We start from the raw sequence: 24,395 nt of genomic DNA, 5'->3' as shown, positions 1-24,395 counted from the left end.
GTAAAACCGATGGTCAAATGACGGCCCCCGGCGGAGACTCCTCCGTCGGGGGCCGTCAACGTCTCCGCGCACACGCGAGTTCCCGCGTGTGCGAGTTTTTTATTCGGGGGGAATCACCTTGAGCAACAACGCGCCCGGCCCCTGGGGGCCGCCGCCCGGCCAACCCGGCCCGGGCCAGTGGGGGCAACAACAGCCGGGTCCGCCCGGGCCGTTCGGGTCGGGGCCGTACGGCGGCCCGCCGCCGCAGCCGCCGCGGCAACAGGGGAATCCGGGCCTGGGGATCCTCCTCGGCGTGGTTGCGATGGTGGTCGCCGCCGTCGTCTACGCCTACATCCTGAAAGAGTCCGAGCACCAGATCGGCTACATGGCGATCGCCGTCGGGGCGCTGATCGCGGTCGCGCTCGGCAAGGTCGGCGGACGAAATCCGGTACTTCCGGTGATCGGTGTCGTGCTGAGCGTGCTCGGCGTCTTCATCGGACAGTACCTCGGTGTGGCCATGTGGGTGCAGGACGCGAACGACATGTCGCTGTCCGAAGTGCTCACCGACTCGCGGATGTTCGACTCCTGGAAGGAATTCCTGGAGCCGATGGACGCGCTGTTCTATCTGCTCGCCGGCTTCGAGGGTTTCGTGATCACCAAGCGAGTCGCCGGATAGTGCCGATCGGTACGTGTATCCGATGATCCGTCCCGCCCTGGGCGCCTTGTGCAGCAAGCCTGCGTGAAGGTGCCCGGGGCGTCACGGTAGGGTCGGACATGGCCGGGGATATCGCAGATTCCACTGACCATCTCCTCGGCCATTCACCATCAGGGCATTCGGCGTTCGACAGAGGAGATCGGTTCGTGACGATCCGGGTAGGCATCAACGGATTCGGCCGTATCGGCCGCAACTTCTTCCGCGCGGCGCTGGCCTCGGGCGCGGACTTCGAGATCGTCGGGGTCAACGACCTCACGAACATCGCGACCCTGGCCCACCTGCTGAAGTACGACAGCATCCTCGGCCGCATCGGCCAGGAGGTCACCTACACCGACGACGCGATCACCGTCGGCGACAAGACCTTCAAGGTCATCGCCGAGCGTGACCCGGCCGCGCTGCCCTGGGGCGAGCTGGGCGCGGACATCGTGATCGAGTCCACCGGCATCTTCACGGACGCCGAGAAGGCCAAGAAGCACATCGAGGCCGGCGCGAAGAAGGTCATCATCTCGGCTCCGGCCAAGAATGAGGACGTCACGATCGTGATGGGCGTCAACCACGAGAAGTACGACGCCGCCGCGCACACGATCATCTCGAACGCCTCCTGCACGACCAACTGCGTCGCGCCGATGGCCAAGGTTCTCCTGGAGAACTTCGGCCTGGTCAAGGGCATGATGACCACGGTCCACGCGTACACGAACGACCAGGTCATCCTGGACTTCCCGCACTCGGACCTGCGCCGCGCGCGGGCCGCCGCGACCAACATCATCCCGACCTCGACGGGTGCCGCCAAGGCCACCGCCCTGGTCATCCCCGAGCTCAAGGGCAAGCTGGACGGCATCGCCATGCGCGTCCCGGTCCCCACCGGCTCGGTCACCGACCTGGTCGTCGAGCTGGAGCGCGAGGTGACCCGCGACGAGGTCAACGCCGCCTTCCAGAAGGCCGCCGAGGGCTCGCTCAAGGGCTACCTGACCTACACCGAGGACCCGATCGTCTCCTCGGACATCGTCACCGACCCGTCCTCGTGCACCTTCGACTCGGGCCTGACCATGGCCCAGGGCAAGCAGGTCAAGGTCGTCGGCTGGTACGACAACGAGTGGGGCTACAGCAACCGTCTGGTCGACCTGGTCGGCTACATCGGTGGTCAGCTCTGACGGTGCGGCACACGCACCGATGACGCTTGACGATGCGGGCCCGGGTGACACGTCGTCACCCGGGCCCGTTTCTGCAACCCCCACCCCGTTTCCTCCAGCCAAGGACGAATCGAACTTGAAGACCATCGACGACATCGACGTATCCGGTAAGCGCGTCCTGGTGCGCGCCGACCTCAACGTCCCGCTCGACGGCGGACGCATCACCGACGACGGCCGGATCCGGGCGAGCGTGCCGACGATTTCGGCCCTGGTCGCCCGCGGCGCCAAGGTGATCGTGTGCTCGCACCTGGGCCGGCCCAAGGGCGCCCCCGAGCCGCAGTTCTCGCTCGCGCCGGTGGCCGCGCGACTGGGCGAACTGCTGGGCGCCGACGTGGCGTTCGCGACCGACACGGTCGGCGAGAGCGCGCGGGCCACGGTCGGCGAGCTCGCCGACGGCCGGGTCGCGCTGCTGGAGAACCTGCGCTTCAACCCGGGCGAGACGGCCAAGGACGACGCCGAGCGCGGCGCGTTCGCGGATCGCCTCGCCGAGCTCGCCGAGGTGTACGTGGGCGACGGCTTCGGTGCGGTGCACCGCAAGCACGCCTCGGTGTTCGACGTGCCGGCCCGGCTGCCGCACGCCGTCGGCGGTCTGATCGCCACCGAGCTGGACGTGCTCAAGCGGCTCACCGAGGACGTGCAGCGCCCGTACGCGGTGATCCTGGGCGGGTCGAAGGTGTCCGACAAGCTCGGTGTCATCGACAGCCTGCTGGACAAGGCGGACCGGATCCTGGTCGGCGGCGGCATGGTGTTCACCTTCCTGGCCGCGCAGGGCCACGAGGTGGGCAAGTCGCTGTTGGAGAAGGACCAGCTCGACCGGGTCCGCGAGTACCTGGCCCGCGCCGAGGCGCGCGGCGTGGAGTTCGTGCTGCCCGTCGACGTGATCGCGGCCACCGCGTTCGCCGCCGACGCGGACCACGCGGTGGTCTCCATCGACGCGATCCCGGCCGACCGGCTCGGTCTGGACATCGGCCCGGCGTCGGGCGAACTGTTCGCGGACAAGCTCGCCGACGCGCAGACGGTCTTCTGGAACGGCCCGATGGGCGTGTTCGAGATGGAGCCGTACAGCCACGGCACCCGCGCGGTGGCGCAGGGTCTGATCGACTCCGACGCGTTCACCGTGGTCGGCGGCGGCGACTCGGCCGCGGCGGTGCGCACCCTCGGCTTCGACGAGAACGCCTTCGGTCACATCTCGACCGGCGGCGGCGCGAGCCTGGAGTACCTCGAAGGCAAGTCCCTGCCCGGTCTCGAAGCCCTGGAGGGCTGATCCCGATGTCTGCGCTCAACAAAAGCACCGGTCGCATCCCGCTGATGGCGGGCAACTGGAAGATGAACCTCAACCACCTCGAGGCCATCTCCCTGGTGCAAAAGCTCGCGTTCACCCTGAACGACAAGGACTTCGACCGGGTCGAGGTCGCGGTGTTGCCGCCGTTCACCGACCTGCGCTCGGTGCAGACCATGGTCGACGCGGACAAGCTCCGGTTCAGCTACGGCGCGCAGGACATCTCGCAGCACGCGAGCGGCGCCTACACCGGTGAGATCTCCGGGTCCATGCTCGCCAAGCTGAACTGCACCTACGCGCTGGTCGGCCACTCCGAGCGGCGGCAGTACCACGCCGAGGACGACACCGTGGTGAACGCGAAGGCGCACGCCGCCTACCGCAGCGGCCTGGTGCCGATCGTGTGCGTCGGCGAGGGACTGGACGTGCGCAAGGCGGGCGGGCACGTGGCCCACACGCTCACGCAGGTCGAGGGTGCGCTCAAGGGCATCACGACCGAGCAGGCCGAGTCCGTGGTGATCGCGTACGAGCCGGTCTGGGCGATCGGCACCGGCGAGGTGGCCACGCCGGAGAACGCACAGGAGGTGTGCTCGGCGATCCGGGCCAAGCTCGCCGAGCTGTACTCGCCGGAACTGGCGGACCGGGTGCGGGTGTTGTACGGCGGTTCGATGAAGGCCGGCAACGCGGCCGGGCTGATGGCGCAGCCGGACGTGGACGGCGGCCTGGTCGGCGGCGCCTGCCTGGTCGCCGAGGAGTTCGCGCAGATCGTCCGCTACCACGAGAAGAAGGCCGGCTGACGGTCGCGGCCGATTGGTCGAGACATCGCGAAGGGCCCGGAGCGGGATGCCGCTCCGGGCCCTTCGCGTGTCCGGGCCGGGCCGGGGATGGGCGCTGCCGGCCGGAATCGTTCGTTCCTCATAAACCCGTCGCAACTATTTCCATTCCGCTTGCCGCTCCCGTAACGGATGACTGACCATAAGTCATCGCCAAGTGGCCGGTAGTCACCCCTTCCGGGTGGTTCGGCCGGCCGACCCCAGGGGGGCCGGGTGTCATTTTCAGACATGTCCACAACCGCGGATACCGGAGCCACCCGGTATCTGTGCACGGGTGCGGAAATCGACGAGCGGTTCGCCGCCCGGGTGATCGAGGAACTGTGGGAGAACGCGCACCGCGATCGGGCGCCCTCCTACGGGTACAACGAACAGGCGGTCCTGGAGCACGCGTTGGCCGCACGGCGGCGGCGCATCCTGCGCGATGTGATCGCCTTCCTGGTGCCGGCGGTGATGTTCTTGATCGGTTTCGGCTTCGCGGCCGGGTTGTTCTGGCTCGCGATCGTGGTGTTCGTCGGGCTGTTCACGGTGCGTGCCGGGGTCGCCGGCGGAGGCGGTGTGCGCGACTTCCGGACCCGGGCGGCGGCACAGGTGTCCTGGGTGGCGGCGCTGCTGTTCGGGCTGATGTTGTACGTGGCGGGCGGGGGGAGCGGCTTCCCGGCGACCGACACCCTGGCGGTGACCGTACTGCCGACCTACGCGGTCGTGGTGTTCGTGGTGTGGATCGAACGTATGCAGCAGCGGGCCACCGTGGTCTCGGATCTGGGTCCGGGACGGACCTGGACGCCGACCCGGCCGCCGGCCGACGGGACGGGGGACGCCGGACCCGGGGGATTGCAGGGCGCGTTGGCGGAGGTGCTGCCGCCGCGGCCGACGCATGCGCCGGTGGTGGCCAAGGCGCCGTTCGAGCCCGCCGCGCCGCCGATTCCGTCCACGGTGCGCTACAGCGGCTACCTGCCGTTCGTCGGCGCCGGCGAACTGGTGGAGAGCTGGACCTTCCCGGTCGAGCTGCGCGGGGCCGAGCCGTCCGTGCTGGACGCACCGCGCGACGGCAAGTGGCCGAAGAAGGGGTTCACCCCGTTCACGGTCGACGAACTCACCAGCGCGATCTGCGCGTCGTTCGAGGAACTGGCCGGGTCCGAGGAGGGCAGGCATCGGCTGTCCGGGTTGAGCGTGCAGATGCACGAGTTCAGCAGCGGGGTGACCGGTGGCCCGGTGCCGCCGCCTGCCGAGGCCACCCGGCGCTACCTGTGCGTGCGGGTCGGCACGTGGTCGCAGGAGGTGGTCGTGTCGGTGCTGATCCGCTTCACGATGGACGGCCGACTGCTGTACACCGAATTGCACGAACTGGTGCTGCCGCCGATCCGACCCGACTTCCACGTGGCCGACGAGTGGCTGCACACCGCGGACACGGCGACGCTGTGGGCCGCGCTGGGCCGCTCGCTGATGGAGGCCCCGGCCCTGATGATCTCCTCGGCCGGTCGGCTGATGCGGGTGTGGGCCTCGTGGTGGCGCCGGGCGGGCAATCTGCGCGCGGCGCAGGAGCGCACCGGGCGCAATCTGCCGGTGGACCGCGGAGCCCGGGCCTCGGTACGCGAACTCGGCGCGTCGGCGAACTACGCCACGTTCTTCCAGAACTCGGACGCGGAGAAGTACCTCAAGCTGATCGAGCGCAAGTTCACCGCCTTCGTGCTGGACTTCCTCCAGCGCCGGAACGTGGACGTGACCGAGTATCGCCAACGCAACGAGCTGGTCCTGAACAACGGGATCATCCAGCACGTCTCCGGTGACCTGAACAACAGCGGCGCGATCGTCGCCGGCCGGGGCATCCAGGCGTCCGTACGAGGTTCCGGTGGAGCCGGATCGGGCGCACGATCGACAGCGGGAGGTACCCCATGAACACCGCCGCATCCGATGCCGACGAACCGGACGAGGGCGAGCCGCGCGGGAACGACGGGATCAGCCTGTCCGGCGGCCCGGTGACCAACACCGGCGCGATCGTCGCCGGTGGTGACAACCGGGTCACCGTGCGCCGTACGGGAGCGGCTCGGGCCGCCCGCGGCGCCGCCCCCGGGCATCCGCTGACCAGCACGGGTGCGCTGGTCGGGGGCAGCGGCCACGAGGTGGACGTCGAGGACACCGGAGATATCGAACCGGCCGACGCGCAGCCGCTCGGCGAACCGGGCGAGGGCTCTCGCGGTCAGGCCCCGGAGGGGGAGCGGCCCGAGCCGGGTGGGCCTTAATAGTATGATCCGCCGGATTAGCCGAAGGGCTGTACGGCTCCCACATGCGGGGCGCGGCAGCGTACTCTGTCCGATGGCCGGGAATCCCCGGCCCCCGCGTTCCGCCAGAAGGAGTTGGGCCCGGCCGTGGTCACCGGTTTCTCGATCGCCCTGATCGTCTTCAGCCTGCTCATGGTGCTGTTGGTGCTGCTGCACAAGGGCAAGGGCGGCGGCCTGTCCGACCTGTTCGGCGGCGGCATGTCCTCCTCGCTCGGCGGTTCGTCCGTCGTCGAGAAGAACCTCGACCGCATGACCATCATCGTCGGCGTGTGCTGGTTCGTGACGATCGTCGTACTCGGTCTGCTGCTCAAGAACACGTACTGACAGCGCCGGTTCGGCCGATGTTTCCACCCGCGCGGTGGCCTTTCTGACGGACTGTCGGAAAAGGCCCACCGCTCGGTTCAACCTTGCGCGAGGCGCACGTACACTGGACGCCAAGCCGCGCAACGGGGGCGCGACCTCAAGGACCAAGGGGAGTTTTTACCGTGGCAAGTGGCAACGCCATCCGTGGGAGTCGGGTCGGCGCCGGCCCGATGGGGGAGGCAGAGCGCGGCGAAGCAGCCCCACGTCTCCGTATTTCTTTCTGGTGCGCGAACAAGCACGAGACGCAGCCGAGCTTCGCGACCGACGCTCAGGTCCCCGAGACGTGGGACTGCCCCCGTTGCGGCCTGCCCGCCGGGCAGGACCAGCACAACCCGCCGGACGCCCCGCGTACCGAGCCCTACAAGACGCACCTCGCCTATGTGCGCGAGCGGCGCAGCGATGCCGACGGCGAGGCGATCCTCGCCGAGGCACTGGCGAAGCTGCGCGGCGAGCTCTGAGTTCGTGAGTTTCGACCCACACGTCCGGCCGTAGGCCGCGGTGGGGAGAGCCGTCGGGAATCACGTCACGCCCTCGGGCGTGTCGTGGCTTCCGGCGGCTCTTTCGTCATGTGTCGGTGCGGGCCGGTGTGCGTTGCCGCGGGCCCACCGCGCGTCGTCACTCGCGGGCCCGCAGCGCCTCCTGCGGTTCGGCACGGTGCACCTGCCGACGGTTGGCCTGCTGTGGGAGCGGGCGTTGGCCGCGTTCGATCCAGGCGGGCAGTTCCTCGCCGGTGGCCGCGATCCAGCGGCTGCGGACCGCGTCCGGGTCGGCGCGATGTGCCCGGACCAGGGTGTCCCCGGCCAGGTCGGAGACCCGGTCCAGGTTGAGCGCGGTGCCCACGCCCAGCGCCGCGGCGAGCGGCGGGACCGCGTCGGCGGGTCGGCCCGCGGCGACCAGGACGATGCCGTACAGCGCGTACGTGACCGGGACTTCGGGGCGGCGGGCCAGCACGGGGTCGGCCCGCACCCGTCTCGCCCGCAGCCGGACCGCCTCCTCCAGCGCGTCCACCGCCTCGTCGTGCGCGCCGCCGGCGCTGTGCAGCAGGCCCAGGCTCTGTAGCGACGCGGCGAGTTCGTCCTCGCGGCGGCCGGCGGGCGCGTGGTCCGCGCTCGCGTAGCCGCGGCGGACCTCGACCGCTTCGCCGGCCAGCGCGATCGCCTCGGGCCCTCGGCCGAGTCGGGCGAGCAGGGTCGCGTGCCGCAGCAGCACGGCGGCCTGGCGGGCCTGCGGCGGGCCGATCCCGAGCAGGCGTTCGGCCTCGGTGAATGCGGCGAGGGCGGCGTCGGTGGCCCCGGTGGCGGCCAGCCGGCCGGCGAGTTCGTCCAGGGACAGGGCGAGTTCGGCGCGATGTCGCTCGGGCGTCTGGGCGGCGAGGGTACGAAACAGCTGTACCGACTCGCGCAGGGCGCCCAGCGCGGCCGATTCGTCGCCGTGGTCGCCGAGCCGGGCACCGAGTTCGCGCAGCGCCACCGCGAGCAGCGGGCGGTGCGCACGATGGTCGAGCGCGGCGAGCCTGCGGGCGTGTTCGCCGGCGCTCGCGGCCACCTTGACCGCGTCCTCGGTCCGGCCGTCGGCCGCCAGCACGGCCGCGAACGCGCGCAGCCCGCCGACCAGTGCCGGCCCGTGTCGGTGATGGTCCTTGCCGGCCAGTACACCCAGCATCCGGACCGCGGCGCGGGCGGGCGCCGCCGCGTCCGCGTGCCGGCCGGCCCGGGTCAGTTGTTGGGCCTTCTCGGTGAGCATCCGCGCCCGGGTGGCCTCGGCGTCGTCGGACTCGGCCGGGGCGCCGGCGCTTCCCGGCGGATCCGATTCCGGTTCGGCCGGATTGTGTCCGTCCCGGCGGGCGAATTCGGCGAAGGACGGCGCGGCGGGCGGCGGTTCGGGCGTGGCTCGGCCCGGACACGGCGACTCCTGCTCGCGCCGGTGCCGGTATTCCTCCAGGTGACGCTCATGGCGCCGCAGCCATCCGAACCGCACGGGTCCCACCTCGCCTCTGGTCCCGAAGACCCCCGCGTGACGCTATCGCGAGCGGGCCGCCGACGGGGCCGAACGGGTACGGATCCGGCCACGACCGGCTCGTCCGTTCCGTGACGGGATGTCGACCGAGCGCGATTTTGCCCGGCCCGATATGCGTCTTGAGGTTCGCTTTACCTTACGCGTGTTGGTTCAGCGATGACGGGATTCCAAGATCGCTAATGTGTGCGAGTTCCATCGAAGTGCGGGCGCCTCGCGCCCGGCGTACAGGGGGTTCGATGTACTCGACGACTCGCAGGATGATGGGCGGGATCACCGCCGCGACAATCGCCGCGCTCACGCTGGTCGCGTGCGACACGGACGACAAGGACAAGAAGGAAACGCCGAAGGCGGTCGACACGCCGGCCGCCGCGGCACCGGTGGTACCGATGCCCGGCAGTCCCGCGGCCTCCGGCCCGGCGCGCACCCAGGCGCCGAAGTCGGCCAAGCCGTCGGCCGGCGGGGGCACGGCCGAACCGGGTGACGATTGCGGGCCGCCGCCCACGGCCAAGGCCGGGTTCAAGATCGTGTATCCGACGAAGCTGCCCACCAAGGGAGTGCTGTACTACAAGAACACCAAGTTCGTGTGCGACCCCAACGACGGCCACTACGAGGCGGTCGGCGCCGAGCAGACGCCGCTGCTGTTCGCGCCCAAGGCCACCGGTACGCTGGCCGGCCCGCCGGAGAAGAAGGCGGAGTACATCGGCCAGGTCTGGGAGCACATCGACAAGTGCCTGACCCAGCGGTCCGACGGCGCCAACACGTGCTCGTCGCAAGGCGTATACGCCATCACCCTGAACGCGGCGAACGAGATCACCGACATCAGGGAACTCTGGCACTCCTGATCCGCCCGGGTCGCCGGTCTCGGCTGGACCCTCCCCCGGCGGGAGGGTCCAGCATGGCGGCATGCGGGAAGAGGAACTTCTCACCATCGGCCGTTTCGCGCGGCTGTGTCGGCTGAGCGTCAAACAACTACGGCACTACGACGACGTCGGGCTGTTGCGGCCCGTACGGGTGGATCGCGCCACCGGCTACCGCTACTACGCGACCGACCAGGCCCGGGACGCGCTGACCGTCGCGCTGCTGCGCGAGATCGACGTACCGCTGGCGGTGATCGCCGAGACCCTGGCCGCCCGCGGCGCCGATCGCACGCTGGTGTTGCGGGCCGAGCGGGACCGGCTGGCCGAGCGGATCGCGCGCGATCGCGAACGGCTGCACCTGCTGGACCGGTTGGCGGCGGACCGCGCGGGCGACCACGAGGTGACCACGATCCACGAACCCGAAGTGCGCCTGGCCGTGGTCCGGGCGCAGTGTGGGCCGACCGACGTGGGAGCGGTCACCGGGGCTTGCGTCGGGCGGCTGCTCGGCGCCCTCGCCGGCACCCGATGGACGCCGCCGATCCGCGGTCTGTTCCCGCTCGACCTGGTCGAGGGCATGCGGATCGCGGTGGGCGTGCCGACCGGGACCGGGCACAACCCGTCCGGCACCGAGCCGTGGGTGCTGCCCGAGGGCCCGGCCCTGGCCACGGTGCACATCGGCCCCTATGCCCAACTGCCGCTGGCCTACCACGCGTTGCTCGGTCGGATGCACGCCGACGGGCTGCGCCCGGCGGGCCCCGCGCGCGAGGAATACCTGGTGACGCCGCACGAGGCCGACCCCGAGGACCTGACCACCCGGGTACTGATCCCGATCGAGACCGAGGAGGCCGCCGCGTGAGCGTGCCCAGGATCGACTTCAAGAAGACGCACGCCTCGCTGTACACCGCCTCGGCCACGCCGACCCTGCTACCGGTGCCGGAACTGCCGTTCCTGGCCGTCGACGGCTCGGGCGATCCGGCCGGCGCGGCCTACGCCGCGGCGGTCGAGGCACTGTACGGCGTCGCGTACACGATCCGGTTCGCGCTGAAGGGCGCGGGCGTCGTGGAGTACCCGGTGCCGCCGTTGCAGGGCCTGTGGTGGACGGACGCGGACGGCGGGTTCGACTTCGCCGGTGATCGGGCGAAGTGGCAGTGGACGATGCTGCTCATGCAGCCCGAGCAGGCCGACGACGTGCTCGTGTCCGACGCACTCGCCCGCACGGCGAAGAAGAAGCCGGCCGCGCCCGTCGACCGGGTGCGCCTGCGCCGGATCGCCGAGGGGGAGTGCGCCCAGGTGCTGCACACCGGCCCGTACGACACGGAGCACGCCACCCTCGACCGGCTGCGCGCGTACGTCACCACCCAGGGCCGCGAAGCCGCCGGCCTGCACCACGAGATCTACCTGACCAACCCGGGCCGCACCGCCCCGGAGAAGATGCGCACGATCCTGCGGTATCCGGTGCGGCGGGTGGGCTGAGGGCAGGACCGGGCGGTCGCCCCGCACGTCGTCGCCGGCTGACCCGTTCCGCCGGCGTCCGGGGCCCCAAGCCTCGCCGGACCAGTCGAGTTCCGGGGGTGGGGCCCGGCGTGCGCGGCCGGCCCGCCCCTCGCCCGCGGTCGAACCGGGTCAGCCCTGTGTGCCGCCCAGTTGAAGGCCCGCCATCCGGGACCACTCGTACTTCGTCGTGCGTACCTTCGCCGCGAGGTCGTTCGGGAACTCCTCGTGCAGCGTGACGCCCGCCTTGGCGATGGCCGCGCGTGCGATGTCCGGGTCGCGGACGACCTGGTCGCCCCAGGCCCCGTCGGTCCCGACGAGCACGATGCGGGTCGCATCGCGCCCGACGTACTCCACGATGGCGTCGCCCCCGCCGCCGTGCGCGGCGGTGAAGCGCTCGATGTGCTTGGCGATCCTGCGCACCTGTCGCTCGACCCGCGCATCCGGGGAACCCGGGTCCGGCGTGGCCGTCGTGGTCTCGGTGTCCGTCATGGCGCCCACATTACCGAGGGCGCGTCGCCGGATCCGGACGAATGCGCGTGGTCCGGATCACGTACCCCGGAACCGCGCGTTCCGGGTCGACCCGGCAGGCGGAGCGAAGCAAGCGAATCCGAGCGGACGAACCCGAAGCGGCCACCCCGAGCGAGCGAATCCGAGCGGGCAAACCGAAGCCGCCGGATCAGCGCGCGAACCGCACCAGTGGGATCAGAACAGCAGCGGGTCGACGGCCACCGCGACGAACAGCAGCGTCAGGTAGGTGATCGACCAGTGGAACAGCCGCATTTCCTTGAGCTTGCCACCGGTGACCTCGGCCTTGGCCCGACGCTGGAGACCGTGCGCCTCCCAGAGCCAGGCGATGCCCAGCAGTGCCGCCGCGATCGGGTAGAGCGGGCCGGTGTCCGCGGCCGGCCACAGCAGCATCGACACGCCGACCATGACCCAGCTGTAGGCCACGATCTGCTTCGCCACGACCTTGTTGCCCGCGACGACCGGCAACATCGGCACGCCGGCGGCGGTGTAGTCGTCGGTGAACTTCATCGACAGCGGCCAATAGTGCGGCGGCGTCCAGAAGAAGACCACCGCGAAGAGCACCACCGGCGCCCAATCCAGCGAATCGGTCACCGCGGTCCAGCCGATCAACACCTGCATGCAACCGGCGATGCCGCCCCACACGATGTTCTGCGGCGTGCGCCGCTTGAGGAGCATCGTGTACACGACCACGTAATAGAAGATCGCGAAGACCGAAAGCGCCGCCGACAGCGGATTGACCAGGAACCAGAACCACGCGGTGGAGATCACCCCGAGCGCGCTCGCGAACACGATCGACTCGCGCGGCGACACCATCCCGGTGACCAGCGGTCGCCGCTCGGTGCGGTGCATCAGCCGGTCGATGTCCCGGTCGATGTACATGTTGAAGGCGTTGGCGCTGCCTGCCGAAAGGTAGCCGCCGAACACGACCAGAAGCACCAGACCCAGGTCCGGCAGTCCGTCCGCCGCCAGGAACATCACCGGAATCGTGCTGATCAGCAGCAGCTCGATGATGCGCGGCTTGGTGAGAGCCACGAATGCGAGAATCCGGGCCATCGGCGGGCGGGCGCCGGCGGGCGCGTTTCCCACCAGCCCGGCCGGTCGGGATTCGACGGCTGTCACGAACACCCCATCAGCAGCGTTTTCGGCCGGGCCCGGGTGCCGCCCGGAAGCCGGTTTGCTCGTCAATATGTATGCGGTATCAAGCGGTGTCGGGACGTCGAGGCCCGGACCCACTAGCAGGAAACTGTAGTCCCTCACCAGGGGCACAAACCCTCGGGGGCATGCCCACCGCACCGCCGGGTAGCCGAGGCGAGGGGCACCGCGCGTCGAGTCCCGCGTCCACCGTGCGTCGCGCGCCGTCCCGCGCGTACCTGCCGTCCTGTCCACAGGGCGAACGTCACCACTCGGGCGGCCGTCCACCGAGCAAGGGAGCATGTGGCCCCCGGTAGGCTCGGCCACGTGCCTGAGGCGCCGGGGCGTGGGCCCCGAGCCGCCGCTTTTTTTCGGCCTACACCGGAAGACCCCGGAAGGAGCCCTGACCAGGGTGAGCACCAAGCCGACCCCCGACAACAGCTCTCTCGACTGGAGCGACCTCGACAAGCGAGCCGTCGACACCGCTCGTGTGCTGGCGATGGACGCCGTTCAGAAGGTCGGTAACGGCCACCCCGGAACGGCCATGAGCCTGGCCCCCGCGGCCTACCTCATCTGGCAGAAGTTCCTGCGCCACGACCCGATGGATCCGGACTGGACCGGCCGCGACCGCTTCGTGCTGTCCCCGGGGCACACCAGCCTGACCCTGTACACGCAGCTCTACCTGTCCGGCTACGGCCTGACCCTGGACGACCTCAAGTCGTTCCGCACCTGGGGCAGCCGCACGCCCGGTCACCCGGAGCACGGCCACACCGCCGGCGTCGAGACCACCACCGGGCCGCTGGGCCAGGGCGTGGGCAACGCGGTCGGCATGGCGATGGCCGCCCGCTACGAGCGTGGCCTGTTCGACCCGGAGGCTGCCCCCGGCACCTCGCCGTTCGACCACACCATCTGGGTGATCGCCTCCGACGGCGACCTCGAGGAGGGCATCTCCGCCGAGGCCAGCTCGCTCGCCGGCCACCAGAAGCTGGGCAACCTCGTCGTGGTCTACGACGACAACCACATCTCGATCGAGGGTGACACCGAGACCGCGTTCAGCGAGGACGTCCTCGCCCGCTACGCGGCCTACGGCTGGCACACCATCCGGGTCGAGCCGCAGGCCAACGGCGACATCGACGTCGAGGCGCTGAGCGCGGCGCTGGAGGCGGGCAAGGCGGAGACCGGCCGGCCGACCATGATCGGCATGCGCACGATCATCGCGTGGCCCGCGCCGAACGCGCAGAACACCGGCAAGGCGCACGGCTCGGCGCTGGGCGCCGAAGAGGTCGCGGCCACCAAGAAGGTGCTGGGCTTCGACCCGAAGCAGAACTTCGAGGTCGCCGAGGACGTACTGGCGCACGCCCGCAAGGTGGTCGACCGGGGCCGTGCCGCGCACGACGCCTGGAAGAGCGACTTCGCCAAGTGGGCCGAGACCAACCCCGAGCGCGCCGCCGAGCACGCCCGGATCTCCGCCCGACGGCTGCCCGACGGCTGGGAGAAGGTGCTGCCGGAGTTCGAGGCCGGCAAGCCGGTCGCCACCCGCAAGGCATCCGGCAAGGTGCTCGCCGCGCTCGGCGCGGTCATCCCCGAGCTGTGGGGCGGCTCCGCCGACCTGGCCGAGTCGAACAACACCACCATCGACGAGGGCAGTTCGTTCCTCCCCGAGGGCAACCCGCTCAAGGGCGCGAACCCCTACGGCCGCACCGTGCACTGGGGCATCCGCGAGCACGCCATGGGTTCGACCATGAACGGCATCGCGCTGCACGGCGGGACGCGCATCTACGGCGGCACGTTCCTGGTGTTCAGCGACTACATGCGCCCGGCCGTACGGCTGGCCGCGCTGATGAAGCTGCCCACGACGTACGTGTGGACGCACGACTCGATCGGCCTGGGCGAGGACGGTCCGACGCACCAGCCGATCGAGCACATCGCCGCGCTGCGCGCGATCCCCGGCTTGGACGTGGTCCGCCCGGCGGACGCGAACGAGGTCGCGGTGGCGTGGCGCAAGATCCTGGAGACCACGGACCGCCCGGCCGGCATCCTGCTCACCCGCCAGGACGTACCGACCTGGGACCGCACCGAGTTCGGCTCCGCCGAGGGCACCGCGCGTGGTGGCTACGTGCTGGCCGAGGCGTCCAGCGGCACCCCGCACGTGATCCTGATCGGCACCGGCTCCGAGGTGCAGACGGCGGTCGCGGCGCGCGAGGTGCTGGAGGCCGAGGGTGTGCCGACCCGGGTCGTCTCGCTGCCGTGCCTGGAGTGGTTCAACGAGCAGGACCAGGCGTACCGCGAGCAGGTGCTGCCGCCGTCGGTCAAGGCGCGCGTCTCGGTCGAGGCCGGCATCGCGCAGGGCTGGCGCGAGCTGGTCGGCGACGCGGGCCGGATCGTCTCGCTGGAGCACTTCGGCGCGTCGGCGGACTACAAGAAGCTGTTCGCCGAGTTCGGGCTGACCCACGAGGCGGTCGTTTCGGCCGCTCGGGAATCCCTGGCGCACGCCGGTAGCTGAAGATCACGTGACCCTGTGGGCGGTGTCGGGTGGCAACACCCGCCCGACGCCGCCCACGCCGGGCGCCGATCCGCCGCCCACGAGGCGGCCGGATCCGGCCGCCGACTCGAGAAGGAGCAAAGTGTCATGACGGAACCCCTGCGTCGCCTGTCCGCCGAGGGCGTGGCCGTGTGGCTCGACGATCTGAGCCGGACGCGGCTGGAGTCCGGCAACCTGCAGGAACTCGTCCGCGACCGCGAGGTCGTCGGCGTGACCACCAACCCGGCGATCTTCCAGAAGGCGATCACCGGCAACGACGTCTACGACACGCAGCTGCGCGACCTCGCCGTGCGCGGCGTGACGGTCGAAGAGGCCGTGCGGATGATCACCGCGGCCGACGTGCGCCAGGCGTGCGACGTGCTGCGGCCGGTCTACGAGGCGACGAACGGGGTCGACGGTCGGGTCTCGATCGAGGTCGACCCGCGCCTCGCGCACAAGAGCGAGCCGACCATCGCCGAGGCCCGCCAGCTGTGGTGGCTCGTCGACCGGCCGAACCTGTTCATCAAGATCCCGGCCACCAAGGCCGGCCTGCCCGCGATCTCGCAGGCGCTCGCCGAGGGCATCAGCGTCAACGTCACGCTGATCTTCTCGCTGGCCCGCTACCGCGAGGTGATGGAGGCATACGTCGAGGGCATCGAGCGCGCCCGCGTGGCCGGTCTGGACATCTCCGAGATCGAGTCCGTGGCGTCCTTCTTCGTGTCCCGTGTGGACACCGAGATCGACAAGCGCCTCAAGGCCCTGGGCACCGACGAGGCCGAGAAGGCGGCCGGCAAGGCGGCGGTCGCCAACGCGCGACTGGCCTACCAGGCGTACGAAGAGGTGTTCGGCACGGAGCGGTGGCAGGCCCTCGCCGCCGCCGGTGCCCGGCCGCAGCGCCCGCTGTGGGCCTCGACCGGCGTCAAGGACCCGGCGTACCGCGCCACGATGTACGTGGACGACCTGGTCGTCAAGGGCGTCGTGAACACGATGCCCGAGGCCACCCTGGACGCGGTCGCGGAGCAGGGCAAGATCACCGGCGACACCGTGCACGGCACGTACGAGTCGGCCCGGGCCGACCTGGACGCGATCGCCAAGCTCGGCATCTCCTACGACGAGGTCGTCGACCAGCTCGAAGAGGAGGGCGTCGAGAAGTTCGAGACCTCCTGGAACGAGCTGCTCGAGTCCGTGCAGGGTGAGCTGGACCGGCTCGCCAAGGGCTGACGACCGCCGGACGGAACACCACGTGTTCCGAGACCGCGGACCGCATGACCCGGTCGGCCTCCCTCGCCGACCGGCGCAGCACCCCTTCGTCCCGGCGCCGCCGAATGTGACCCGTTCGGCGGCGACGGGACGGATACTCCACGCAATCAGGGCATGATTTCAGCACACTCCCACCCCATTAATAGGAGGGCTGACCGCCCGTGGTACACGCAAACGACGAACGCGTGACCGCCGGCGGCGTGGATGTCACCGTTTCCGGTGACCTATCGCACGCCGCCGCAGTCGCCGAAGTCATCACCGCCTGCGTCGTGGACAAGGTGCCCGCGCGCCTGGTCGCCTCCGACGCCACGCTGTGGGGTCCGGAGGCCGAATCGCTGGCCGCGATCCGCCTGGGTTGGGTGGACCTGCCCGCCTCCTCGCGCGCGCTGCTGCCACAACTGGCCGAACTGCGCGAGCGTTTGAGCGCCGAGGGCCTGGACCACGTGGTCCTGGCCGGCATGGGCGGCTCGTCGCTGGCGCCCGAGGTGATCACCGCCACCCACGGCAAGAAGCTCACCGTGCTGGACACCACCGACCCCGCCCAGGTCCGCCGCGCGCTCGGCGAAGACCTGGAGCGCACCGTGGTGGTCGTCTCCAGCAAGAGTGGCGGCACCGTGGAGACCGACAGCCACCGCCGCGCGTTCGAACAGGCTTTCCTGGACGAGGGGTTGACCAACGACCAGCTCGCCGGCCGGATCGTGGTCGTCACCGACCCGGGCTCGCCGCTGGAGAACACCGCGCGCAACGCCGGCTACACGATCGTGCTCGCCGACCCCAACGTCGGGGGCCGCTACTCGGCGCTGACCGCGTTCGGCCTGGTGCCCAGCGCGCTGGCCGGGGTGGACGTCGAGCAACTCCTCGACGACGCCGCCGCGCTCGCACCCGCGCTGGCCGGCGACCGGGACAACCCGGGCCTGCTGCTGGGCGCGGTGCTCGGCGCCGCCGCCAACCACGGCCGGGACAAGCTCGTGCTCGCCAACACCGGCGACATCGTCGGCTTCGGCGACTGGGCCGAGCAGTTGATCGCCGAGTCCACCGGCAAGCAGGGCCGCGGCGTCCTGCCGGTCGTGGTCGAGGGCGTGGACGCGCCCGGGTTCGACCACGCGGTGGGCGCCGACGCGGTGCGCACCGTGATCGGTGACGAGGAGGTCGACCGACGCGACGCCGACCTGCGTGTGTGTGGGCCGCTGGGCGCGCAGTTGTTGCTGTGGGAGTACGCGACCGCGGTCGCCGGTCGGGTGATCGGCATCGACCCGTTCGACCAGCCCAACGTGCAGGAGTCCAAGGACAACACCGGCGCGTTGCTGACCAGGGCGGGCGACGACGGCCCGCTGCCGGTGGGCGAACCGGCCCTCGTGGACGGCGCGGTCGAGGTGCACGGCGACGCCGCGCTGCTGGACGGGGCGAGCGACCTGACCGGTGCGCTGCGCGCGTTGCTCGCGACGGTGCCGGACAACGGCTACCTCGCGGTGATGGCCTACCTGGACCGGCTCGGCGACACCGACGCGCCCAAGTTGCGGCCGCTGCTGGCAAAGGCGCTTCAGGGCGAGCAGGTCACCTTCGGCTGGGCACCACGATTCCTGCACTCCACCGGCCAGTTCCACAAGGGCGGGCCCGCGGTCGGCGTGTTCCTCCAGATCACCGGCGCGAACGCCGAGGACCTGGACGTGCCGGCCAAGCCGTACAGCTTCGGCCGGCTGCAACTGGCCCAGGCACTGGGCGACCTCGGCGCGATCACCTCGCGCGAGCGCCCGGTGCTGCGCCTGCACCTGACCGACCGCGCGGCCGGACTCGGGCAACTGCTCGACGCCGCCCGCGCCCTCGCGGACGGAGCGGCTCGATGAGCCCCAAGACCGGCAAGTCCAAGCCGGCCGTGTGGCCGGAGAACCCGCTGCGCGACCCGCAGGACCGCCGACTCCCGCGCATCGCGGGCCCGTCCGGCCTGGTCATCTTCGGCGTCACCGGCGACCTGTCCCGCAAGAAGCTGATGCCGGCGATCTACGACCTGGCAAACCGCGGATTGTTGCCGCCGGGCTTCGCGCTGACCGGGTTCGCCCGGCGCGACTGGGAGAACCAGGACTTCGCCCAGGTCGTCTACGAAGCGGTCAAGGAGCACGCCCGGACCCCCTTCCGGGAAGAGGTGTGGCAGCAGCTTTCCGAGGGGTTCCGGTTCGTCCAGGGCGAGTTCGACGACGGCAAGGCGTTCGACCAACTGCGTCAGACGATCGACGAGTTGGATGAGCAGCAGGGCACCCAGGGCAACCACGCGTTCTACCTGTCGGTGCCGCCGAAGGCGTTCCCCGAGGTGGTGCGCCAGCTCAAGGAGCACGGGCTCGCCGACCCCAAGGCCGACTCGTGGCGCCGCGTGGTGATCGAGAAGCCGTTCGGGCACGACCTCAAGAGCGCGCGCGAGCTGAACAAGGTCGTCGACGAGGTCTTCCCGCCCGAATCGGTCTTCCGGATCGACCACTACCTGGGCAAGGAAACCGTCCAGAACATCATGGCGTTGCGCTTCGCCAACACCATGTTCGAGCCGCTGTGGAACCGGTCCTACGTGGACCACATCCAGATCACCATGGCCGAGGACATCGGCATCGGCGGCCGGGCCGGGTACTACGACGGCATCGGCGCCGCGCGCGACGTGATCCAGAACCACCTGCTCCAGTTGCTCGCGCTGACCGCGATGGAGGAGCCGGTGTCCTTCGACGCCGACTCGCTGGTCGCCGAGAAGCTCAAGGTGCTCAGCTCGATCAAGCTGCCCGACGACCTCTCGCGCGGCACCGTCCGGGCCCAGTACACGCGCGGCTGGCAGGGCGGTGAACTGGCCAAGGGCTACCTCGAAGAGGACGGCATCCCGCCGGACTCGCGCACCGACACCTACGCCGCGATCAAGCTGGAGATCGCCAACCGCCGCTGGGCGGGCGTGCCGTTCTACCTGCGCGCGGGCAAGCGGCTCGGCCGCCGGGTGACCGAGATCGCGGTGGTCTTCCAGCGCGCGCCGCACCTGCCCTTCGACGCCACCGCGACCGAGGAGCTGGGGCAGAACGCCCTGGTCATCCGGGTGCAGCCGGACGAGGGCATGACGGTTCGGTTCGGCTCCAAGGTGCCGGGCACCGCGATGGAGGTGCGCGACGTCAACATGGACTTCGCGTACGGCGAGTCGTTCACCGAGTCGAGCCCGGAGGCGTACGAGCGACTGCTGCTCGACGTCCTGCTCGGCGACGCGCCGCTGTTCCCCCGGCACGAGGAGGTCGAGCTTTCCTGGAAGATCCTCGACCCGATCGAGGAGCACTGGGCGCAGCACGGCAAGCCCGAGCCCTACGTGTCCGGGACCTGGGGTCCGGACGCGGCCGACGAGATGCTCGCACGTGACGGACGGAGCTGGCGCCGCCCATGATGATCGATCTGACGGACACCAAGTCGAGCAAGATCAATGCCGCACTGGTGGAGGCCCGCCGCGGGATGGGCAGCCCCACCCTGGGCATGGTGCTCACCCTGGTCATCGTCACCGACGAGGCCAACCAGTACGACGCGATGAAGGCCGCGAGCACCGCCGCCCGGGAGCATCCGTCGCGGATCCTCGTGGTGATCGGCCGTCCGGGGGCGGAGATCGCGCCGCGGCTGGACGCCGAGGTCCGGGTCGGCGACTCGGGCGTGGGCGAGACCGTACTGCTGCGCATGCACGGCGAGTTGGCCGACCACGCCGAGTCGGTCGTGCTGCCGCTGCTGCTGCCGGACGCGCCGGTCGTGGTGTGGTGGCCCGGGCGCGCGCCGGAGGTGCCCAGCAAGGACCTGCTGGGCGCGCTGGCCACGCGCCGGGTGACCGACGCCGCCGCGCCGCCGCGCCGGGCCGATGTGCTGCGGCTGCGGGCGAGCGCGTACACGCCGGGCGACACCGACCTGGCTTGGACCCGGACCACGCCGTGGCGCAGCCTGCTGGCCGCGGCGCTGGACCAGAAGTACAACCGGATCCTGGGCGCGAAGGTCGGTGCGAAGGCGGGCAACCCGAGCGCGGAACTGCTCGCGCTGTGGCTGACCGACCGGCTTGAGGTCGACGTGGAGCGGGTGGAGACCGGTGGCCCCGGGATCACCTCGGTGACGCTGGTGACCGAGGACGGCGAGATCGTGATCGATCGTCCGGACGGGATGATGGCGTCGCTGTCCTCGCCCGGTCAGCCGGACCGCGTGGTCGCGCTCAAGCGCCGCGAGGCGTCCGACCTGGTCGCCGAGGAACTGCGCCGGTTGGACCCGGACGACGTGTACGCGGCGACGCTGGCCCGGGCCGCGCTGGAGGCGGCGCGGGTGCCTTCCGCGGCCTCGTTCACCGAGTCGCCGGTGTCCCAGACGCCGGTACAGGACGTGGAGCGGGTCGAGGAGGGCGAGCCGCCGCTGCGCCGGGCGGCCAAGGAGGTCGGTACGGCGCCGCCGCTCAAGCGCACGTCGGGCGCGGCCGCCGGCAAGCGGGTCGCGACCCGCAAGGCGGTCGACCAGGGCGAGGGCAAGGCAGCCGCGGCCAAGCCCGCCGCGCCGCGTGCCGCTCGGAAGAAGAAGGGCGACGGCGCGTGAGCCCTCACGGCCCGGTCCGGGTGCACGCCGACACGGCGCTGATGGCCAAGGCGGCCGCGACCGGACTGATCCAGCGGGTCGCGGACGCGCAGGCCGAATTCGACGTCGCGCACATCGTGCTGACCGGTGGCCGCAACGGCAACGCGTTGCTGCACGAGTTGTCGCTCACGCCCACGCTGGGCGCGATCGACTTCGACCGACTGCACATCTGGTGGGGCGACGAGCGGTTCCTGCCGGCGGGCCACCCCGACCGCAACGAGACGCAGGCGCGCGAGGCGCTGCTCGACACGGTCCCGGTGCTGCCGGAACTGGTCCACGCGATGCCGGCCAGTGACGGCCCGGACGGTGACGACGTGGACGCGGCGGCGCGGCGGTACGCGGCGGAGCTGGCTGTCGCCGCGTCGGACGGCGCGTCGGTGCCGGCGTTCACGCTGGCCATGTTCGGGGTCGGCCCCGACACGCACGTGGCATCGCTCTTCCCCGGCTTCGCCGCCACGGCGGAGTCGACCCGAACGGTGGTCGCGGTACGGGAGGCCCCCAAGCCCCCGCCGACCCGAATCACCCTGACCTTCCCGGCGATCCGCGCGGCCCACGAGGTGTGGCTGCTCGCGGCGGGCGAGGACAAGGCGGACGCGGTCGCGACGGCGCGGGCGTCCTCGGACGCGACGAAGACGCCGGCGGCTGGGGCGTACGGCACGGGCGCGACGCTGTGGCTGCTGGACCGGGCGGCGGCTTCGAAGCTGCCGGAGTAGGCCGAAGCCTTCTCGGGCGTAAGGGAGTCACGAAGGGCGGGACGGAGCCGGAGGGCTCCCGTCCCGCCCTTTCGTATGGGTCGGCGCCTTCTCGTGCGATGGGTCGGTCGCCTCGGGCCTCGGGGTGTGCGAAGCGTGGCCACCAAGGCGGACCGGGATGCCGACGAAACCGTGCCGCGCCCGAGGCAGGGAGCCTTCCAGCGGCGAGCGGGGACGACCGGCCCGCTACGGAAGCGGCAGCCCCGCGCGGCGCCGGAGGTCGGTTTCGGGGGTCAGGGTGGTCGGGTCGATCCGGGTCGGCTCGGGGACGTAGCGCTCGTAGAGGGACTCGCCGCCGCGCGGGATGGGCTGCCGGTCGAGGAGTACGAGCAGGTCGGAGCGGGCGCACGCGTACGCCCTGACCGCCCGCACCGCCTCGTCGCGGTGCGTGTCGGTCGGGTCCTCGTCGCCGACCCGGAGCGCCTCGTGCGCGCGGGCTTCCGCCGCCCGGGCCCGAACGTACGCCGGCGCGACGTCGTGATGCCAGGAGGCGAGATCGAAGAGCAACCTGTCGCGCCTGGCCGCTTCGAGGCCGTGCCCCGAATTCTCCGCGACGCCCTCGGGCGCGGGCGCGAAGAAGGCGAATCCGCGCTCCCGGTGCAGCGGGAAGTCGTGATCGTGCCTGCCGGTGTACCCGTCCAGGTCGATGGGCGGGATGGGGATCGGTGTCGGCTTCGCGGCGGTCATCGCACCATGACAGGGCACCCGTACGGCGTTGTCCAGCGCCGGTCGCGTCGTCGCGCGGGCCGATACTCGCCGGCCGAAGCGGTCCCGCACCCGCGGACCGGGCGGCCGGCCGACGACTCGCGCCCCCTCGTCGAGCGGTACGCACGCGCCCACCGGCCGCAGGACCGGACCGCCGTGCCCGTGCTCGTCGAGGCCGATGCCATGGTCGGCCAACCCCGGTCATCGGGGCGCTGCCGGCGGATGTGTCGGCCTGCCGGTCGGGGTGGACAGCGCGCCCAGAAAAACCCGTACCCGAGCGCTCCCTCCTCGGCCCCCACCGTCCGCGCCCGAGCGCCCCCGCCGCGCGCTGAGCGTCTCGCGCCCCCATGCCCGGGCGTCGCCGGCGGACTCGCCCGGGGCACGTAGGGCAACCGGTTCGTCTCGCCCCGGGGCCGTCCGGGCGTCATCCGGGCGTGGTTCGGGGTTCACGGGGGTACGGGTGTCCCGGTCCCATTCGCCGGGTACAGCAGAGCGGGAAAGTGACGTGAGGGACCAAAATGGGTCCCCGAGTGGACCGAACCCGGGACCACGTGGATGGACCGAAGGAGTGAGGGCGATGGCTACCGCTCTGAAGGAGGACGACGCACAGGCCCACGTGCACGGGGTGTGCTTCAAGACCGGCCCACCCGCACGGGTGGGGATCGAGTTGGAATGGATCGTGCACGACGGCGCCGACGCCCGCCGGGTGGTGGCGCCGGAGCGGCTGGACGAGGCCCTGGCTCCGCTGAAGGCGCAGGGGCTGCCGTTCGGCAGCAGGTTGACCCGCGAGCCGGGTGGGCAGGTCGAGCTGAGCTCACCGCCCGCCACCTCGCTCGCCGCATGCGCCCGGGACCTCCGGGCCGACACGGCCGCCCTGGAGCAGGCGCTGGCCGCGAGCGGACTGGTGCTCGCCGGCCACGGCCTGGAGCCGTATCAGGACCCGCCACGGATCGTGGACCATCCCCGCTACCGGGCGATGGAGGCGTACTTCGACCGGGACGGCTCATGGGGCCGGATGATGATGCGCGGCACCGCGTCCGTGCAGGTCAACCTGGACGCGGGTGAGGAGGGCGACGGCCGCCGGGGCTACCGATCGCGGTGGGAACTGACCCACCGAATCGGCCCGGTACTGGTCGCCGCGTTCGCCAACTCGCCGCTGTGGCAAGGCGAACCGACCGGTTGGCGGTCGACTCGACAACTGGTCTGGGCCCGCATGGACCCCGGCCGCACCCGACCGCCGGGAGCCGGTCGGGATCCGCGCGCCGCATGGGCGTGCTACGCGCTGGACGCCCCGCTGCTGTGTGTACGCGGCAGTTCGGCGGACGGCTGGACCGCACCCGAGGGGCTGACCTTCCGCTCCTGGATGCGCGGCGCACCCGGCGTGCGCCCACCCACCCTGGAGGATCTCGACTACCACCTGACCACGCTCTTCCCGCCGGTCCGCCCGCGCGGCTGGCTGGAGCTGCGGATGATCGACGCCCAGTGCGGCGACGACTGGGTCGTCCCCGCCGCGATGGCCGCCACCCTCCTGGACGACCCGGTCGCGGCCGAGGCGGCCTGGGAGGCGACCGAGCCGCTGTGTCCGAACGGCTCGGCGGTGCCGAACGACTCGGTCTGGAGTCGGGCCGCCCGACTCGGACCCGCCGATCCCGTGCTCGGCAAGGCGATTCGGGCATGCTTCGCCGCCACCGAGAACGCCCTCTCCGACAACGGCGCCCCCGGCCCGCTCCGTGCGGCCGTCGCCGAATTCAACCGGCGCTACGCCGAACGGGGCCGATGTCCCGCGGACGACCTGCTGGAAAGGACCAGTCGATGAAGTCGTTGAAGCCATCGCAGCCGTCGAAGGCGTCGAAGCGATCGAAGCAGTCGAAGCGGTCCGGGCCGGCGACGT

Annotated in this window: 22 protein-coding genes; 18 read left to right on the top strand and 4 right to left on the bottom strand. The window is 71.2% G+C overall.

The genetic code is table 11. From position 1 onward, the window contains the following. Nucleotides 1-118 precede the first annotated feature (118 nt). The 8 genes from A3IC_RS57130 to A3IC_RS0128960 all read left to right on the top strand — a co-directional run bounded on the left by A3IC_RS57130 (nt 119) and on the right by A3IC_RS0128960 (nt 7,093). A complete protein-coding gene (locus A3IC_RS57130; protein WP_158696141.1) occupies nt 119-655 on the top strand; it encodes a hypothetical protein in 537 nt (178 codons plus the stop codon). 185 nt (nt 656-840) lie between these two features. Further along, a complete protein-coding gene (gene gap, locus A3IC_RS0128990; protein ID WP_020553576.1) occupies nt 841-1,845 on the top strand; it encodes a type I glyceraldehyde-3-phosphate dehydrogenase in 1,005 nt (334 codons plus the stop codon). Between the two features lie 115 nt (nt 1,846-1,960). Beyond that, nucleotides 1,961-3,148, top strand: a complete 1,188-nt coding sequence (locus A3IC_RS0128985; protein ID WP_020553575.1) for a phosphoglycerate kinase — start codon at nt 1,961-1,963, stop codon at nt 3,146-3,148. Between the two features lie 5 nt (nt 3,149-3,153). After that, complete coding sequence (tpiA, locus tag A3IC_RS0128980; RefSeq protein ID WP_020553574.1) at nt 3,154-3,957, top strand: triose-phosphate isomerase; 804 nt, start codon at nt 3,154-3,156, stop codon at nt 3,955-3,957. Nucleotides 3,958-4,221: 264 nt separating this feature from the next. Next, nucleotides 4,222-5,889 (top strand): hypothetical protein, encoded by a 1,668-nt coding sequence (locus tag A3IC_RS0128975; protein ID WP_020553573.1) that lies wholly within the window; start codon nt 4,222-4,224, stop codon nt 5,887-5,889. Continuing rightward, nucleotides 5,886-6,233, top strand: a complete 348-nt coding sequence (locus A3IC_RS0128970; protein WP_020553572.1) for a hypothetical protein — start codon at nt 5,886-5,888, stop codon at nt 6,231-6,233. The genes A3IC_RS0128975 and A3IC_RS0128970 overlap by 4 nt, the downstream gene beginning before the upstream one ends. Before the next feature lie 126 nt (nt 6,234-6,359). Beyond that, nucleotides 6,360-6,596 (top strand): preprotein translocase subunit SecG, encoded by a 237-nt coding sequence (secG, locus tag A3IC_RS0128965; protein WP_026218871.1) that lies wholly within the window; start codon nt 6,360-6,362, stop codon nt 6,594-6,596. 209 nt (nt 6,597-6,805) lie between these two features. After that, a complete protein-coding gene (locus tag A3IC_RS0128960) occupies nt 6,806-7,093 on the top strand; it encodes an RNA polymerase-binding protein RbpA (protein WP_020553570.1) in 288 nt (95 codons plus the stop codon). A 157-nt stretch (nt 7,094-7,250) separates the two neighbouring features. On the opposite strand, the gene A3IC_RS0128955 is transcribed toward A3IC_RS0128960, so the two are convergent. Further along, entirely contained in the window at nt 7,251-8,612 is a 1,362-nt protein-coding gene (locus tag A3IC_RS0128955) for a tetratricopeptide repeat protein (RefSeq protein WP_020553569.1), read from the bottom strand. Nucleotides 8,613-8,887: 275 nt separating this feature from the next. Here A3IC_RS0128955 and A3IC_RS0128950 point away from each other — a divergent pair, with 275 nt between their 5' ends. From A3IC_RS0128950 to A3IC_RS0128940, 3 genes are all read left to right on the top strand, one after another. Then, complete coding sequence (locus A3IC_RS0128950) at nt 8,888-9,493, top strand: hypothetical protein (protein ID WP_158696140.1); 606 nt, start codon at nt 8,888-8,890, stop codon at nt 9,491-9,493. A gap of 61 nt (nt 9,494-9,554) precedes the next feature. Further along, nucleotides 9,555-10,364: a MerR family transcriptional regulator gene (locus tag A3IC_RS0128945; RefSeq protein WP_020553567.1), complete on the top strand. Its 810-nt coding sequence runs from the start codon at nt 9,555-9,557 to the stop codon at nt 10,362-10,364. Continuing rightward, a complete protein-coding gene (locus tag A3IC_RS0128940) occupies nt 10,361-10,981 on the top strand; it encodes a GyrI-like domain-containing protein (RefSeq protein ID WP_020553566.1) in 621 nt (206 codons plus the stop codon). The genes A3IC_RS0128945 and A3IC_RS0128940 overlap by 4 nt, the downstream gene beginning before the upstream one ends. 150 nt (nt 10,982-11,131) lie before the next feature. Here A3IC_RS0128940 and A3IC_RS0128935 read toward each other — a convergent pair whose 3' ends face one another. Both A3IC_RS0128935 and A3IC_RS0128930 read right to left on the bottom strand, forming a co-directional pair. Further along, nucleotides 11,132-11,491, bottom strand: coding sequence for a hypothetical protein (locus A3IC_RS0128935; RefSeq protein WP_020553565.1), 360 nt, complete (start codon nt 11,489-11,491; stop codon nt 11,132-11,134). A gap of 213 nt (nt 11,492-11,704) precedes the next feature. Then, nucleotides 11,705-12,649 (bottom strand): heme o synthase, encoded by a 945-nt coding sequence (locus A3IC_RS0128930; protein WP_026218869.1) that lies wholly within the window; start codon nt 12,647-12,649, stop codon nt 11,705-11,707. Between the two features lie 424 nt (nt 12,650-13,073). Between A3IC_RS0128930 and tkt the strand changes: the two genes are divergently transcribed. From tkt to pgl, 6 genes are all read left to right on the top strand, one after another. Then, entirely contained in the window at nt 13,074-15,164 is a 2,091-nt protein-coding gene (gene tkt, locus A3IC_RS0128925; protein ID WP_020553563.1) for a transketolase, read from the top strand. A gap of 126 nt (nt 15,165-15,290) precedes the next feature. After that, nucleotides 15,291-16,403 carry a transaldolase gene (gene tal, locus A3IC_RS0128920; RefSeq protein ID WP_026218868.1) on the top strand — a complete coding sequence of 371 codons (1,113 nt, stop codon included), beginning with the start codon at nt 15,291-15,293 and terminating at the stop codon, nt 16,401-16,403. 200 nt (nt 16,404-16,603) lie between these two features. Next, complete coding sequence (locus tag A3IC_RS0128915; RefSeq protein WP_211232315.1) at nt 16,604-18,286, top strand: glucose-6-phosphate isomerase; 1,683 nt, start codon at nt 16,604-16,606, stop codon at nt 18,284-18,286. Continuing rightward, complete coding sequence (zwf, locus tag A3IC_RS0128910) at nt 18,283-19,839, top strand: glucose-6-phosphate dehydrogenase (RefSeq protein ID WP_020553560.1); 1,557 nt, start codon at nt 18,283-18,285, stop codon at nt 19,837-19,839. Before A3IC_RS0128915 ends, zwf begins: the two co-directional genes overlap by 4 nt. Further along, nucleotides 19,836-21,008, top strand: coding sequence for a glucose-6-phosphate dehydrogenase assembly protein OpcA (opcA, locus tag A3IC_RS0128905; RefSeq protein ID WP_020553559.1), 1,173 nt, complete (start codon nt 19,836-19,838; stop codon nt 21,006-21,008). The genes zwf and opcA overlap by 4 nt, the downstream gene beginning before the upstream one ends. Continuing rightward, nucleotides 21,005-21,760, top strand: coding sequence for a 6-phosphogluconolactonase (gene pgl, locus A3IC_RS0128900; RefSeq protein ID WP_020553558.1), 756 nt, complete (start codon nt 21,005-21,007; stop codon nt 21,758-21,760). The genes opcA and pgl overlap by 4 nt, the downstream gene beginning before the upstream one ends. A gap of 225 nt (nt 21,761-21,985) precedes the next feature. Here pgl and A3IC_RS0128895 read toward each other — a convergent pair whose 3' ends face one another. Then, nucleotides 21,986-22,699 carry a hypothetical protein gene (locus A3IC_RS0128895; RefSeq protein WP_020553557.1) on the bottom strand — a complete coding sequence of 238 codons (714 nt, stop codon included), beginning with the start codon at nt 22,697-22,699 and terminating at the stop codon, nt 21,986-21,988. Nucleotides 22,700-23,081: 382 nt separating this feature from the next. On the opposite strand from A3IC_RS0128895, the gene egtA reads away from it, so the two are divergent. Then, a complete protein-coding gene (gene egtA / locus A3IC_RS0128890; RefSeq protein WP_020553556.1) occupies nt 23,082-24,320 on the top strand; it encodes an ergothioneine biosynthesis glutamate--cysteine ligase EgtA in 1,239 nt (412 codons plus the stop codon). Nucleotides 24,321-24,395: the final 75 nt, after the last annotated feature.

The sequence above is a fragment of the Embleya scabrispora DSM 41855 genome (genome assembly GCF_000372745.1).
Classification (GTDB): domain Bacteria; phylum Actinomycetota; class Actinomycetes; order Streptomycetales; family Streptomycetaceae; genus Embleya; species Embleya scabrispora.
The sequence above is the reverse complement of the archived record's forward strand: the minus strand, read 5'-3'. Positions and strand labels throughout refer to the sequence as shown.